The organism is Methylobacterium sp. 391_Methyba4, from assembly GCF_029691625.1.
Classification (GTDB): domain Bacteria; phylum Pseudomonadota; class Alphaproteobacteria; order Rhizobiales; family Beijerinckiaceae; genus Methylobacterium; species Methylobacterium fujisawaense.
The window spans coordinates 921,276-935,578 of sequence record NZ_CP121475.1; the positions used below are offsets into that span (position 1 = coordinate 921,276).

13 protein-coding genes are annotated in these 14,303 nt (G+C 67.8%); 3 read left to right on the forward strand and 10 right to left on the reverse strand.

Annotated features, from left to right (window positions below):
* Window positions 1–9 precede the first annotated feature (9 nt).
* From atpD to P9K36_RS04435, 6 genes are all read right to left on the reverse strand, one after another.
* Window positions 10–1,464 (reverse strand): F0F1 ATP synthase subunit beta, encoded by a 1,455-nt coding sequence (atpD, locus tag P9K36_RS04410; RefSeq protein ID WP_043383320.1) that lies wholly within the window; start codon window positions 1,462–1,464, stop codon window positions 10–12.
* A gap of 42 nt (window positions 1,465–1,506) precedes the next feature.
* A complete protein-coding gene (locus P9K36_RS04415; protein ID WP_043351709.1) occupies window positions 1,507–2,397 on the reverse strand; it encodes a F0F1 ATP synthase subunit gamma in 891 nt (296 codons plus the stop codon).
* Between the two features lie 134 nt (window positions 2,398–2,531).
* Window positions 2,532–4,064 carry a F0F1 ATP synthase subunit alpha gene (gene atpA / locus P9K36_RS04420; protein ID WP_043383323.1) on the reverse strand — a complete coding sequence of 511 codons (1,533 nt, stop codon included), beginning with the start codon at window positions 4,062–4,064 and terminating at the stop codon, window positions 2,532–2,534.
* A 54-nt stretch (window positions 4,065–4,118) separates the two neighbouring features.
* The gene (locus P9K36_RS04425; RefSeq protein ID WP_043755699.1) at window positions 4,119–4,691 is read right to left on the reverse strand and encodes a F0F1 ATP synthase subunit delta; all 573 of its coding nucleotides are present in this window, start codon (window positions 4,689–4,691) and stop codon (window positions 4,119–4,121) included.
* Window positions 4,692–4,908: 217 nt separating this feature from the next.
* Window positions 4,909–5,598: a DsbA family protein gene (locus P9K36_RS04430; protein ID WP_111474222.1), complete on the reverse strand. Its 690-nt coding sequence runs from the start codon at window positions 5,596–5,598 to the stop codon at window positions 4,909–4,911.
* A gap of 107 nt (window positions 5,599–5,705) precedes the next feature.
* Complete coding sequence (locus P9K36_RS04435; RefSeq protein WP_043755705.1) at window positions 5,706–6,332, reverse strand: 2-hydroxychromene-2-carboxylate isomerase; 627 nt, start codon at window positions 6,330–6,332, stop codon at window positions 5,706–5,708.
* Window positions 6,333–6,533: 201 nt separating this feature from the next.
* Here P9K36_RS04435 and P9K36_RS04440 point away from each other — a divergent pair, with 201 nt between their 5' ends.
* A complete protein-coding gene (locus P9K36_RS04440) occupies window positions 6,534–7,772 on the forward strand; it encodes an argininosuccinate synthase (RefSeq protein WP_043356498.1) in 1,239 nt (412 codons plus the stop codon).
* A 32-nt stretch (window positions 7,773–7,804) separates the two neighbouring features.
* Here the strand turns inward: P9K36_RS04440 and P9K36_RS04445 are convergent, their stop codons facing one another.
* Window positions 7,805–8,449 (reverse strand): hypothetical protein, encoded by a 645-nt coding sequence (locus tag P9K36_RS04445; RefSeq protein ID WP_043356500.1) that lies wholly within the window; start codon window positions 8,447–8,449, stop codon window positions 7,805–7,807.
* A 155-nt stretch (window positions 8,450–8,604) separates the two neighbouring features.
* Between P9K36_RS04445 and P9K36_RS04450 the strand changes: the two genes are divergently transcribed.
* Window positions 8,605–8,838, forward strand: a complete 234-nt coding sequence (locus P9K36_RS04450) for an AbrB/MazE/SpoVT family DNA-binding domain-containing protein (protein ID WP_100793906.1) — start codon at window positions 8,605–8,607, stop codon at window positions 8,836–8,838.
* Between the two features lie 581 nt (window positions 8,839–9,419).
* On the opposite strand, the gene mtgA is transcribed toward P9K36_RS04450, so the two are convergent.
* A complete protein-coding gene (gene mtgA / locus P9K36_RS04455; RefSeq protein ID WP_043356502.1) occupies window positions 9,420–10,064 on the reverse strand; it encodes a monofunctional biosynthetic peptidoglycan transglycosylase in 645 nt (214 codons plus the stop codon).
* 160 nt (window positions 10,065–10,224) lie between these two features.
* On the opposite strand from mtgA, the gene P9K36_RS04460 reads away from it, so the two are divergent.
* Complete coding sequence (locus P9K36_RS04460) at window positions 10,225–11,196, forward strand: polyprenyl synthetase family protein (protein WP_043755707.1); 972 nt, start codon at window positions 10,225–10,227, stop codon at window positions 11,194–11,196.
* A gap of 298 nt (window positions 11,197–11,494) precedes the next feature.
* Here P9K36_RS04460 and mmsB read toward each other — a convergent pair whose 3' ends face one another.
* Both mmsB and mmsA read right to left on the reverse strand, forming a co-directional pair.
* Window positions 11,495–12,622: a multiple monosaccharide ABC transporter permease gene (gene mmsB, locus P9K36_RS04465; RefSeq protein ID WP_236962144.1), complete on the reverse strand. Its 1,128-nt coding sequence runs from the start codon at window positions 12,620–12,622 to the stop codon at window positions 11,495–11,497.
* Window positions 12,623–12,717: 95 nt separating this feature from the next.
* Complete coding sequence (gene mmsA / locus P9K36_RS04470) at window positions 12,718–14,253, reverse strand: multiple monosaccharide ABC transporter ATP-binding protein (protein ID WP_043755711.1); 1,536 nt, start codon at window positions 14,251–14,253, stop codon at window positions 12,718–12,720.
* Between the last annotated feature and the right edge of the window lie 50 nt (window positions 14,254–14,303).

Consider the following 14,303-nt stretch of genomic DNA (forward strand, 5'->3'; position numbering starts at 1 on the left):
GGCGTCGTCTTACGCGGCCTTCATCTTCTTGGCCTTCTCCTGGGCCTCCTCGATGGTGCCGACCATGTAGAAGGCCGCCTCCGGGAGGTCGTCGTAGTCGCCGTTCACAAGGCCCTTGAAGCCCTTGATGGTGTCCTCGAGGGCGACCTGCTTGCCCGGCGAGCCGGTGAACACCTCGGCCACCGAGAAGGGCTGCGAGAAGAAGCGCTCGATCTTGCGGGCGCGGGCCACGGTCAGCTTGTCCTCCTCGGACAGCTCGTCCATGCCCAGGATCGCGATGATGTCCTGGAGGGCCTTGTAGCGCTGCAGGGTCTGCTGCACCCGGCGGGCGACGTCATAGTGCTCCTCGCCGAGGATGGTCGGCGACAGCATGCGCGAGGTCGAGTCCAGCGGATCCACCGCCGGATAGATGCCCTTCTCGGCGATCGAGCGCGACAGCACGGTCGTGGCGTCGAGGTGGGCGAACGAGGCGGCGGGCGCCGGGTCGGTCAGATCGTCGGCCGGCACGTAGATGGCCTGCACCGAGGTGATCGAGCCCTTGGTCGTGGTGGTGATGCGCTCCTGCAGGGCGCCCATGTCGGTGGCCAGCGTCGGCTGGTAGCCCACCGCCGACGGGATGCGGCCGAGAAGCGCCGACACCTCGGAGCCCGCCTGCGTGAAGCGGAAGATGTTGTCGACGAAGAACAGCACGTCCTGGCCGTCGTCGCGGAACTGCTCGGCGATGGTCAGGCCGGTCAGGGCGACGCGCGACCGGGCGCCGGGCGACTCGTTCATCTGGCCATAGACCAGGGCGCACTTGGAGCCCTCGGCGGAGCCATGCTCCTTCGGGTCCACGTTCACCTTGGACTCGATCATCTCGTGATAGAGATCGTTGCCCTCGCGGGTGCGCTCACCCACGCCGGCGAACACCGAGTAGCCCGAGTGCACTTTGGCGATGTTGTTGATCAGCTCCATGATCAGCACGGTCTTGCCGACGCCGGCGCCGCCGAACAGGCCGATCTTGCCGCCCTTCGCGTAAGGGGCGAGCAGGTCCACCACCTTGATGCCGGTGACGAGGATCTGCGCCTCGGTCGACTGCTCGGCATAGGAGGGGGCCGGCTGGTGGATGGCGCGGTAGGTGTCGGCCTGGACCGGACCGGCCTCATCGATCGGCTCGCCGATGACGTTCATGATGCGGCCGAGCGTGTTCATGCCCACCGGAACCTTGATCGGCTCGCCGGTGTCCGTGCATTCCTGACCGCGGGTCAGGCCCTCGGACGTGTCCATGGCGATGCAGCGGACAGTGTGCTCGCCGAGCTGCTGGGCGACCTCGAGGACGAGGCGGGCGCCGTTGTTCTTGGTCTCGAGGGCGTTCAGGATCTCGGGCAGGTGGCCCTCGAACTGCACGTCGACCACAGGGCCGATAACCTGGGTGATCTTGCCGACCTTGTTGGAGCCGGCGCCGGGGAGTGCGGTGTTCGCCATCGTTAACCTACCCTTCAAGCTGTGCGTTCAGGTGGCGGAGCCTCAGAGGGCTTCCGCACCCGAGATGATCTCGATGAGTTCCTTGGTGATCATGGCCTGACGCGTCCGGTTGTAGATCAGCGTCTGCTTCTTGATCATCTCGCCCGCGTTGCGGGTGGCCGAATCCATGGCGCTCATGCGCGCGCCCTGCTCGGAGGCGGCGTTCTCCAGGAGCGCCCGGTAGATCTGCACCGTCAGGTTCTTCGGCAGCAGCGTCTCGAGGATCGCCTCCTCGGAGGGCTCGAACTCCAGCGCGGCGTTGCCGGCCGCAGCCTTCGCGGTCGTGTCGACCGCGGGCAGCTCCGCGGGGATCAGGCGCTGCGCGGTCGGGATCTGCGAGATGACCGAGCGGAACTCGGAGTAGAACAGGGTCGCGACGTCGAACTCGCCGTTCTCGAAGCGGGTCAGGATCTTGTCGGCGATCCCGGCCGCGAACTCGTAATCCACCGGGCGATTGCCACGGATGTCCATGCTCTCGACGATCTGGTCGCGGTACTGCCGCCGCAGCGCGTCGAGGCCCTTCTTGCCGACCGTCATGATCTTGACGGTCTTGCCCTCGGCGGCGAGCTTCTGCGCGTATTCGCGCACCGCGAGGCGGACGATCGACGAGTTGAAGGCGCCGGCGAGGCCGCGGTCGCCCGTGCACACGACGAGCAGGTGCGTCTGCTCGGAGCCGGTCCCGGACAGGAGCCGCGGGGCGCCGACGCCGCCGACGAGATTACCCGCGAGATTGCCGAGCACGGCCGACATCTTCTCGGCATAGGGACGGCCCGCCTCGGCGGCCATCTGCGCACGGCGCAGCTTGGCGGCGGCGACCATCTGCATGGCCTTGGTGATCTTCTGCGTCGCCTTCACCGAGGTGATGCGGTTGCGCAGGTCCTTCAAACTCGCCATCGGGTGAGGTCCAGGTCCGTTCTATGGGCCTCTCCTTCCCTCGGCGGGAAGGAGCCGGAAGTTCGGGCGGTGCAGCGCGGATCGCAATCCCCCTGCACCACCCAAGATCCCTCCCCGCGGGGAGGGGCCTCACATCAGCCGATCGACTTGGCGACGCTCTCGACGACGCTCTTCAGCTTGCCGGCGTTCTCGTCCGACAGGTCCTTGGAGGCGGCGATCGAATCCAGCAGGTCCTTGTGCTTCGAGCGGAGAGTGCTGAGCAGCGCGTCCTCGAACGGGCGGACCTTGCTGACCGGCATCTTGTCCAGATAGCCGTTCACGCCGGCGTAGATCACCGCGACCTGCTCTTCCATCTTCAGCGGCGAGAACTGCGGCTGCTTCAGGAGCTCGGTGAGCCGCGAGCCGCGGTTCAGGAGCGCCTGGGTGGAGGCGTCGAGATCCGAGCCGAACTGCGCGAAGGCGGCCATCTCGCGGTACTGCGCGAGCTCGCCCTTGATCTTGCCAGCGACCTTCTTCATCGCCTTGGTCTGGGCCGAGGAGCCCACCCGCGACACCGAGAGGCCGACGTTCACCGCCGGGCGGATGCCCTGGTAGAACAGGTCGGTCTCGAGGAAGATCTGACCGTCGGTGATCGAGATCACGTTGGTCGGGATGTAGGCCGACACGTCGTTGGCCTGGGTCTCGATGACCGGCAGCGCGGTCAGCGAGCCGTTGCCGGCGGCGTCACCCATCTTGGCGGCGCGCTCCAGCAGGCGGCTGTGGAGGTAGAACACGTCGCCCGGATAGGCCTCGCGGCCCGGCGGGCGGCGGAGCAGCAGCGACATCTGGCGGTAGGCCACGGCCTGCTTGGAGAGATCGTCATACACGATCACGGCGTGCATGCCGTTGTCGCGGAAGTACTCGCCCATGGCGCAGCCGGCGAACGGCGCGATGAACTGCATCGGGGCCGCATCGGACGCCGTGGCTGCGATGACGATGGAGTATTCCAGGGCACCCTGGTCCTCCAGCACCTTCACGAACTGGGCCACCGTCGAGCGCTTCTGGCCGATGGCGACGTAGATGCAGAAGAGCTTGGCCTTCTCGTCGCCGCCGGCGGCATGGCCGGGCTTCTGGTTCAGGATCGTGTCCAGGGCGATGGCGGTCTTGCCGGTCTGGCGGTCGCCGATGATCAGCTCGCGCTGGCCGCGGCCCACCGGGATCAGGGCGTCGATCGCCTTCAGGCCCGTGGCCATCGGCTCGTGCACCGACTTGCGCGGGATGATGCCCGGAGCCTTCACGTCGACGCGGCGACGCTCGGTGGAGACGATCGGGCCCTTGCCGTCGATCGGGTTACCGAGGGCGTCGACCACGCGGCCGAGCAGGCCCTTGCCCACCGGCACGTCCACGATGGCGCCAGTCCGCTTGACGGTCTGGCCTTCCTTGATCTCGCGGTCGGAGCCGAAGATCACGATGCCGACGTTGTCCTGCTCGAGGTTCAGGGCCATGCCGCGCACGCCCGACTCGAACTCGACCATCTCGCCGGCCTGGACGTTGTCGAGGCCGTAGGCGCGGGCGATGCCGTCGCCGACGGACAGGACCTGCCCGACCTCGGAGACCTCGGCTTCCTCGCCGAAGTTCTTGATCTGCTCTTTCAGGATCGCGGAGATCTCGGCGGCGCGGATGTCCATACTCGGGCCTCTGTCGCTGATGCGTCTATGCGTGTTCGGTTCGGATGGGGGCGCTTAGCGCGCGGCCCGCATCGCGAGGCGGATACCGTTGAGCTTGGTCTTGAGGGAGGCGTCGACCATGCGCGAGCCCATCTTCACGACGAGGCCGCCGATCAGGCTGGGATCGACCACGAGATCAACGTCGACCTCGGCCTTCGCGATGTCGCGCAGCGACGCCTTGATCTCCTCGATCACCGCGTCGGAGGGCTTCTCGGCCACCCGCACCTGAGCGCGGACGATCCCCTTCGAATCCTGAACCAGGCTCCGGAAGGCGCTGATCATGTCCGGGAGGGCGAAGAGCCGCCGGTTCGCGGCCGCGAGGCGGATGAAGTTGCCGGCGAGACCGCCGATTTCCGCCTTGTCGAGCACGGCGCCGATGGCGGCTGCCTGCTCCTCGGCGCTGAAGACCGGGCTGCGGATGAGGCGGCGGAGATCCGCGCTCTCCTTCAGCAGCGTGTCGAATTGATTGAGGGATTGGGCGACCGCGTCGACCTGGCGCTCGTCGCGCGCGAGCTCGAACAGGGCGGAAGCGTACCGGCCCGCCACGCCTGCGACCAGGGGACCAGCCTCGGAACCGTTCTGCGCCACCCGTCGCTCTCTTCTCTGGTTGCCCGCCCGCTCCGCGCGCTCCGGCAGGAGCGCGGTGCGTGACCGTTCGGGACGTGGGATCGTGCCGGCAACGGACAGGGTCAAGACCTGTCCTCGCGGCGCGGCGACCGCCTAGCATGCCAGCATGGCCGCACGCAACACGGCAGGCGCACCGCGCAGCGCGTGACGACGGCGGAAGTGTGACGCCGGAGCTGCCTCAGCAGGCGAGCCGGTCGCAGCGCCGGACGCTCGCGATCATCTGCGCCATGGCGCGCGCGCCCGGATGGCCCAGGATGCCGTTGTTACCGAGCACGTAGGAGGGCGTCGCGTAGAGGCCGAGATCCGCCGCCATGCGCATCTGGCTCTTGAGCGCCGCGCGCACCTCCTCGCTGTCGGCGATCGCCTCGACCTCCGCCTGCGGGATCCCCAGCGCGGCCGCGGCGGCGAGCGCCCCGGGCCCGTCGATGCGGCCGGGCTTGGCGAGCAGCGTCTGATAGAAGCGCCAGGCGGCGTCCGAGCCGAGCTTGCGCTGCACGGCCAGCATCACCTTGGCGGCCTGAGCCGATTGCGGCGACAGGATCGGGTTGTGGACAAGCCCGATGCGCAGGTCCGCATCGCCGGCATGCAGGGCGACCACGTCGGCGGCGGCCTTCCGGCAATACGGGCAGTTGAAGTCGAAGAATTCGTAGAGCGTGGTCGCGGCGTCCCGCGGTCCCACATAGGTGACCCCGCGCAAGGCCGGAATCTGCCCGGTGATCTCGCCCGGCAGGATCGAGTTCGCCACCGCCTTGCCGTCATCGCCCGTGACCGCGACGCGCTGGCCATAGGATTGCGCAGCCGCCCGTCCGAAACCCGAACCCAGCAGGATGCCGGCGGCGGCGAGGATCAGGCGACGGGAAACAGGCATGGGACACGTCCAAAGCATCGGGGTTCCGCTCCGGTCGCGCCGAAGCGAAGCCGGACCAGAATCAGGGAGGCGAGTCGGTTTGATGGCGTATCGGCGTGACGGTGGCGCTACCGCAGCCCCTTCGGCCGGTCGCCGGTCGCCCAGGCCAGCGCCTGCTCCAGGCGGTCATTGCCCCAGAACAACTCGCCGTCATCGGCCAGGAACGTGGGCGCCCCGTAGATCCCACGGGACCGCGCCTCCTCGACGCTGACCCGCAGCTTCGTCTTGTTGGCCTCCGCGGCGGCGGCGCGCACGGTCTGGGTCCCGTCGAGCCCGAGCGAATCGACGATCTGGGTCACGGCCGCGGGCTCCGCGATCGAGCGGCCCTCGGCGAAACTCGCGGTGAACACCGCCTTCGAGAACGGCACGAGCCAGTCCTGGTCCTGGCCCAGGATCGCCACCCGCACGGCACTGAGGCTGTTCTGCGGAAACTGCGCGGGGCGCGTCACCGGCGGCAGGCCGAGCCGTGCAGCCTCGCGCTCGACGTCCCGCCACATGTTCTTGCCCTTGGCCGGGTAGAGATTGAAGGGCGAGGTCGTCCAGCCCTGCGCCGCGAAGAGCGGCCCGACCAGGAACGGGCGCCACCGGATCGCCACGCCCGCCTCGGACGCCGCCGCCTCGACGCGCATCGCGGCGAGGTAGGAGTAGGTGGAGGCGAATTCGTACCAGAACTCCAAAATTGGCTGGCGCGCCATAGACTTCGCTTCTCCGATGCACTCTTGCGGCGATGACGACTGGCAACGCCCGCGCCATTTCTCGCACGGCCGCAAGGCCACCGTGAGGCGAAACGCGGCCGATCTCTCGCCATCAGAGCTACGCGCGAGACGGCGCGCCGGTTGCAGGCCGGTGACACCCGCGATAAGCCGCTGACGCCCCGCCTCAGTTCCGGAAGTCGCATGTCCGTTCCCGCGAAGAGCCCCGTGAAGAAGGTCGTGCTGGCCTATTCCGGCGGCCTCGACACATCGATCATCCTGAAGTGGCTGCAGACCACCTACGGCTGCGAGGTCGTGACCTTCACGGCCGATCTCGGCCAGGGGGAGGAGCTGGAGCCGGCCCGCCGCAAGGCGGAGCTGCTGGGCATCAAGCCCGAGAACATCTTCATCGAGGATCTGCGCGAGGAGTTCGTCCGCGATTACGTCTTCCCGATGTTCCGGGCGAACGCCGTCTACGAAGGCGTCTACCTGCTCGGCACTTCGATCGCCCGGCCGCTGATCGCCAAGAAGCAGATCGAGATCGCCGAGAGGGTCGGGGCCGACGCGGTATGCCACGGAGCGACCGGGAAGGGGAACGATCAGGTCCGCTTCGAACTCGGCTATTACGCCCTGAAGCCGGATGTCACGGTCATCGCGCCCTGGCGCGAGTGGGACCTGCGCTCCCGTGAGCAGCTCATCGCTTTCGCCGAGCAGCACCAGATCCCGATTGCCAAGGACAAGCGCGGCGAGAGCCCCTTCTCGGTGGACGCGAACCTCCTGCACGCCTCATCCGAGGGCAAGGTGCTGGAGGATCCGGCGATCGAGGTGCCAGACTACGTCTACTCGCGCACCCTCTCCCCCGAGGAGGCCCCCGACCAGCCGACCGTCGTCACGATCGGCTTCGAGCGCGGCGACGCGGTCTCGATCGACGGGGAGGCGCTGTCGCCCGCGAACCTGCTGGCGAAGCTCAACGAACTCGGCCGCGCCAACGGCATCGGCCGGCTCGACCTCGTGGAGAACCGCTTCGTCGGCATGAAGAGCCGCGGCATGTACGAGACACCGGGCGGTACGATCCTGCTGCCGGCGCACCGCGCCATCGAATCGATCACCCTCGATCGCGGCGCCGCGCACCTGAAGGACCAGCTCATGCCGCAATACGCGGAGCTGATCTACAACGGCTTCTGGTTCTCGCCGGAGCGCGAGATGCTCCAGGCGCTGATCGACAAGAGCCAGGAAAAGGTCACCGGTACGGTGCGGCTGAAGCTCTACAAGGGCGGCGTCCACGTGATCGGCCGTGAGAGCCCGCACTCGCTCTACGACCAGGATCTCGTGACCTTCGAGGAAGGCGCCGTCGCCTACGACCACCGCGACGCGGCGGGCTTCATCAAGCTCAACGCGCTCCGGCTGCGCACCCTGGCACAGCGCAAGAAGCGCGAGGGCTGAGGCTCGCCGGGGCCCGCCGACGCCGCAGCGCGTCAGGCGGGCTGCCAGCCCGCAGCCGACCGCCGGAAGGCGCCGGGCCCGAGATCGGCGTAGCGCAGGAAGATCTGCAGGGCCGGCTGCAGCTCGCGATGGAGGCGCACCAGCCGCGCCTCCGAATCGTCGTCGTCGTTCGCGGCCGCCCCGGCCACCGCGGCGAGATGGCGTGTCATGGCGGCGGTGTAGGAGGCGTCTTCGCCGTAGGGCCGCTGCGGGTCGACGTGCGGAACACCCTGTGCCGCGTTCCAGCCGACATTGAGCCGGGGGATCAAGGCCAGGTGCTCCGGAGTCACCGCGAAGGTGATGACGTCCGGCGTCTCGCCGGTCGCCGCATCCCGGAAAACGTCGCCGACCGCGCCCGGATCGAGCTTCGCCAAGCCATTGTGGTACTGGTATCGACCCGGCTTCAGCTGCGCGTTCTGAACGAAGACGGCGAGGCCGTCCTCGAGCGACCGGTGCTCCTCCTCGGCGCCCTCGTCGTCCCCGGTGACGTTGGCGATGTCGCCGTCGCGATCCAGGCTGCCATAGGGCGCCGCCGGGTGAACGGTCGGCGCCCCGGGCTCGGCGCCATCCCAGGCAACGACCATCCGGCGGATGAGGGCGATGCGCTCCAGGCTCAGGTCGTAGACGGCATCGCTCATCGTGTGTGGGTCCGCGTCCTCAGGGGGTGACGCTCCTCTTACAGACCGGATTCGGCCGTTGCTACCGCTGCCGACTCCGATGCTCTTTGAGTGAGCAGGCCCGGCCGAGGGATGTACCAAGCGGCTCTCCCAACTCTGCGAAGGCGGCTCCGCGTATGATCCGCTCACCGGTCCTCACCAGCGATCGCAGCCACGCCGTTCGCCTCGTGAAAGCGGGCACAGTTCCGGCCGACGTCCATCCAGCCGATATCGTGGAGATCGGGCGTTCGCGGGCGATTGTGCCGGAGGGGCACCAGTGGAAAGATCTGTTTCGAAATGAGCCGCGCGCCGGCGACGAATCGATTACAGAACCCGATAAATTGCCCACGAATTGGCGTAAGATTTTCTGATTTTTGAGATATATACGATACAAATATTTGCATTAAATCCGCAATGTCATATTGCTCGCCGCAGAATATCGACTTAATATAATGGCATAGTAATTCCTTTTCTTGAGCTTAAGCCGAGGAAGCACCCTTGCGACGCAGGGAAATTCTTACGCCAAGCTGAGAGTCCGACGGCGATCACGCATTTCAGTGCTCGGCGCGAGGCAGCGCCCTTCGCCGACAAGGCAACGGCCGATTGTGGACACGTTCGCGCCGAGCTGCAGCGGGGCGGCACGCCCCGCAACGCGTACTTTACACAAAGTGACGCGCCCGGCGCGAACCCTTCAGACTTCAAACGGGCACGCAGCGCGCCCGGATTGAAATCGGGATCGGCTATGGTTCGATCCGCCGCCGCTGAAAACCGGATTGCGGACGGCGCGGCTGTCAGGGCGCACGGCACGGACGATGCCGCAACGCTCGGTCCGGGGCTCTGGACTCAGCCGGATCCGCACGACTGTAGCTCACCCGCTGTTGGCCAGGCATCCATCCCGTCAGCGGCGGCCCCGAAACAGCCGACGATCGCGACCCTGACCGGGACCGGGCCGCTATCGCCGCACGCAGCCGGTGAGCCCATCGATCTGACCCATCATGGCCTGGATCCGCGCTGCGCGGCGGCGCACGCCCGGAGAGGGGCGACCGGCGCTGCGGGTGATCGGATTGGGCAGGACGGCGGCGAGGAGGGCGGCCTCGTTCCGGGTCAGCCGGCTCGCGTCCTTGCCGAACCAGTGCCGGCTCGCCGCCTGCGCCCCGTAGATACCGTCGCCCCACTCGGCGACGTTGAGGTAGATCTCCATCATCCGGCGCTTGCCCCAGAGCGTGTCGAGCGCCAGAGCCAGCGGGATCTCGACCGCCTTGCGGATGTAGGACCGGCCCGGCCACAGGAAGACGTTCTTGACCGTCTGCATGGCGATGGTCGAGGCGCCGCGGCTCGGCGAATCCTCATCGTCGACCACGTCGCGGATCGCCCCGAAATCGACGCCGTGATCGAGGCAGAAGCGCTGATCCTCGGAGGCGATCACCGCCAGCGGCAGGACGGGCGCGATGCCCGAGAGCGGGACCGGATCGCGGCTCACCGGTTGAAGCGTCAACCACCGCCCGAGCATCAGGGTCGACGGCGGCATCACCGCGCTATAGACGAGCGCCAACGTCAGCGTGAGGACGAATCCGATCGCGGGGAGCAGGAGCAGCATCCCGACGATCCGGCGGACCGGGCGGGAGCGCCGCGGGCGCGCGAGCGGAAGGTCACGACCTGCCGTCTCTCGCCTGCGTCCCGCCCCATCCACCGTGAGTTCGTTCCCGCTCAACTGACGCTCGATTGGTTTCTAAGGCCAGGACCGGACGTAGCGCCCGATGACCCCGACCCCCTCAACGCAGGCACCGACCGGTTCGGTCAAGGCAGGCACGCCAGCTGTCGATTTTACCCACAGGTTGACGGAGGTCGCCGGGAAGGTCGAGACCTTCCTGGTCGGGCGCCTCGGACCGGACGTCGGCCCCGGCGAGATCGCACGGCCGTCCCGCCTGATGGAGGCCATGCGCCACGCGGTGCTCGGCGGCGGCAAGCGTCTGCGGCCGTTCCTCGCCATCGAGACGGCGCGGATGCTGGGCGGCTCCGAAGCTGCGGCCCTCGCGGCCGGTGCGGGGGTCGAGTTGATCCATTGCTACAGTCTCGTCCACGACGATCTGCCGGCCATGGACGATGACGACATGCGCCGCGGCAAACCGACGGTGCACAAGGCCTATGACGAAGCCACCGCCATCCTGGTCGGCGACGCTCTGCAGACTTTGGCCTTCGAGATCGTGGCCGATCCGACCTGGCAGCCGGAGGCGCGGATCCGCGCCGACCTCGTCCTCGGCCTTGCCCGTGCCTCGGGCCTGGGCGGCATGGTCGGCGGCCAGCTTCTCGACCTCACCGCCGAGGGCCGGTTCGGCGTTGCCAACATGGACGTGGACGACACCCTGCGGATGCAGGCGATGAAGACCGGGGCGATCCTGGCCTTCTCGGTCGAGGCCGGCGCAATCGTCGGCGGAGCCGACGAGAGCCAGCGGGCCGCCCTGCTGCGCTACGGCCTCGCCCTGGGCCAGGCCTTCCAGATCGCCGACGACATCCTCGACCGGGAGGCCTCGCCGGAGGCCATGGGCAAGGCCACCGGCAAGGACAAGGATGCCGGCAAGGCGACGCTGGTCGATCGTCTCGGCATCGACGGCGCGCGCGCCGAATGCGACCGCCTCGTCGGCGTCTGCGAGGACGCGGTCTCGTCCTGGGGCGAGGGCGCGCGCATCCTGCGTGACGCCGCCCGCTTCACGGTGGCGCGCAAGACCTGAGCGTTTCGGCAGTGCCGTCCCCTATCGGCGTCGATCCGGTGGGGGGCGGAGGAAGGCCGGACGGGTGAAGCCGCCCGGATCAGGCGCGGCGGCTTCGTGGGTCCGGTGCGCCGCCGCGAGAGCCGCAGGGCGGCGCTGGCCTGCGGGACATGGGCGCCCGCGGGGCTGCGGGCCTTGCGCCCGCAGCGCATCGGCACAGATCGGCACCGTTCCATTCGGATCCGGGGGAAGCGGACCCGCGCGGGCCGCTTGCGCGGACGTGGTCCGGTCTCGGTCTGTCGCGGCGCGGACCGGCTGTTCAGAGCCGGTTGTTTTTGTTGTGGACATCCAGGCACACGGCGGCGAGCAGTACGACGCCCTTGATCACCTGCTGCCAGTCGACGCCGATTCCCAGGATCGACATGCCGTTGTTCATGATGCCGATGATGAACGCGCCGATCACCACGCCCGACACCTTGCCGATGCCGCCGGCCGCGGAGGCGCCGCCGATGAAGCAAGCCGCGATCACGTCGAGCTCCAAGCCGACGCCGGCCTTCGAGTTCGCGGTGTTGAGCCGGGCGACGAAGATCATGCCGGCGAGGCCGGCGAGCGCACCCATATTGGCAAAGGTCAGGAAGGTGAGGCGCTCGGTCTTGATGCCGGAGAGGCGGGCCGCCTTGATATTGCCGCCCAACGCATAGATCCGGCGCCCGATCGTCGTCCGCGTGGTGACGAAGCCGTAGAGCATCACCAGCGCCAGCAGGACGAGCAGGACGTTGGGCAGGCCCCGATAGGCACTCATCTGCCACGCGAAGGCAAGGATGAGGACGGCGGTGACACCGTTGCGGCCGATGAAGCTCGCCAAGCTCTGCGCCGCCTCTCCGGTCCTCACCTGCGCCTGCCGCCGCCGCCAGTTCAAACCGACCAGCGAGGCGACGAAGACAAGCGCGATCAGGAGGGACGTCGCAGGTCCGGCGAAGTTGGAGAGGAAGCCCTTGGCCAGCAGCTGGAACACTTCCGGAAAGGGGCCGATGGAGGTGCCCTGCAGCAGCACCTGGGTCAGGCCTCGGAACACCATCATTCCGGACAGGGTGACGATGAAGCTCGGTATGGCGAGATAGGCCACGAAGTAGCCCTGCAATCCGCCGATGACCGCGCCGACCGCGAGGCACAGAAGGGAGGCGGAGAGCGGGTCGAAACCGAAGCGGACCATCAGCAGCGCCGCGAGCGCGCCGACGAAGCCGACCACGGATCCGATCGACAGATCGATGTGGCCGGCCACGATGACGAGCAGCATCCCGAGCGCCATCACGACGACGTAGCTGTTCTGCAGGATGAGGTTGGTCAGGTTCAGCGGCTGGAACAGGACGCCGCCGGTGGCGACTTCGAAGAACACCGTGATCACCGCCAGCGCGAAGAGCAGCCCGTAGGTCCGCAACTGCGCCATCGGCAGCCGGCCGGGTCGGCCCCGCGGCTCGCTTGCGGCCGTGTCGCCGCCAACGTCGCCGCCGGGAAGCATGGACTTGCTCATCGTGATGTCGGTCATCCGTTCAGGCCCTTGGAGCGCATGATCGCGCGCATGATCGCTTCCTGGCTGGCCTCGGCGCGCGAGAACTCGGCGACGAAGCGTCCCTCGTTCATGACGTAGATGCGGTCGCAGAGGCCGAGCAGCTCCGGCATCTCCGAAGAGATCATCAGGACACCGCGCCCGTCTTCGGCCAGTTCGTTGATGATGCTGTAGATTTCGTACTTGGCGCCGACATCGATGCCCCGGGTTGGCTCGTCGAGGATCAGCACCTTGGGCTGGGTGAACAGCCACTTGCTCAGCACGACCTTCTGCTGGTTGCCGCCGGACAGATTGACGGTCTGCTGCGTCACCCCGAAGGAGCGGATGCGCATCTTGGTGCGATAGCCGCCGGCGACCCGCTGCTCGGCCTCCTCGTCGATCACCGTCGCGGTGGAGATTCCCGGAAGGTTCGCCAAGGTCGTGTTCCGGGCGATGTCCTCGCCCAGCACGAGCCCGAGCTGCTTGCGGTCCTCGGTCACGTAGGCGATGCCCGCAGCGATCGCCCGGTCGATCGTCGAGACGTCGACTTCGGCGCCAGCGATCCGGACGGTGCCGCGGATGCCCTGACCGTAGGAGCGGCCGAAGAGGCTCATGGCGAGTTCCGTTCGGCCCGCGCCCATCAGGCCGGCGATCCCGACGATCTCGCCCCTGCGCAGGGTCAGGCTGACGTCGCGCACCACCGCGCGATCGCCGTGAAGCGGGTGGTGAACGGTCCAGCCGCAGACCTCGATCAGCAGGTCGCCGATCCGCGGCGTCCGCACCGGATAGCGGTTCTCCAGCGTGCGACCGACCATGGCCCGGATGATGCGGTCCTCATCGACAGCGCCGCTGCGGCAGTCGAGGGTCTCGACGGTGGTGCCGTCGCGCAGGACGGTAATCCGGTCGGCCACCTTCGCGATCTCGTTGAGCTTGTGGGAGATCAGGATCGAGGCGATGCCCTGCGCCTTGAAGCGCAGCAGAAGCTGCAGCAGGGCTTCGCTGTCCGTCTCGCTGAGGCTCGCGGTCGGCTCATCGAGGATCAGCAGCTTGACCTCCTTGGAGAGCGCCTTGGCGATCTCCACGAGTTGCTGCTTGCCGACACCGAGATGGGTGACAAGGGTGTCGGGGCTCTCATCGAGGCCCACCATCGCCATCAGCTCACGCGCCCGAGCGGAAACCCGGCCCCGGTCGATGATCCCGAAGCGGGCCGGCTCGTTGCCGAGGAAGATGTTCTCGGCGATCGACAGATAGGGGACCAGGGCCAGTTCCTGGTGGATGATGACGATTCCGAGGCGCTCGCTGTCGGAGATGTTCCGGAACTGGCCGGGCCGGCCCTCATAGGTGATGCAGCCCGCGTAGGATCCGTGGGGATAGACGCCGCTCAGAACCTTCATCAGCGTCGATTTCCCGGCACCGTTCTCGCCGACGAGGGCGAGGATCTCGGCGGGCTCGACGGTGAGGTTGACGTCGTCGAGGGCCTTCACGCCGGGGAAGGTCTTGGAGATTCCCCGCATTTCGAGGACGGGCTGCATGCGACGCCTACCAGCTCGGACTGCACCTTCGGCCCCCGCGCCGGCTCGTG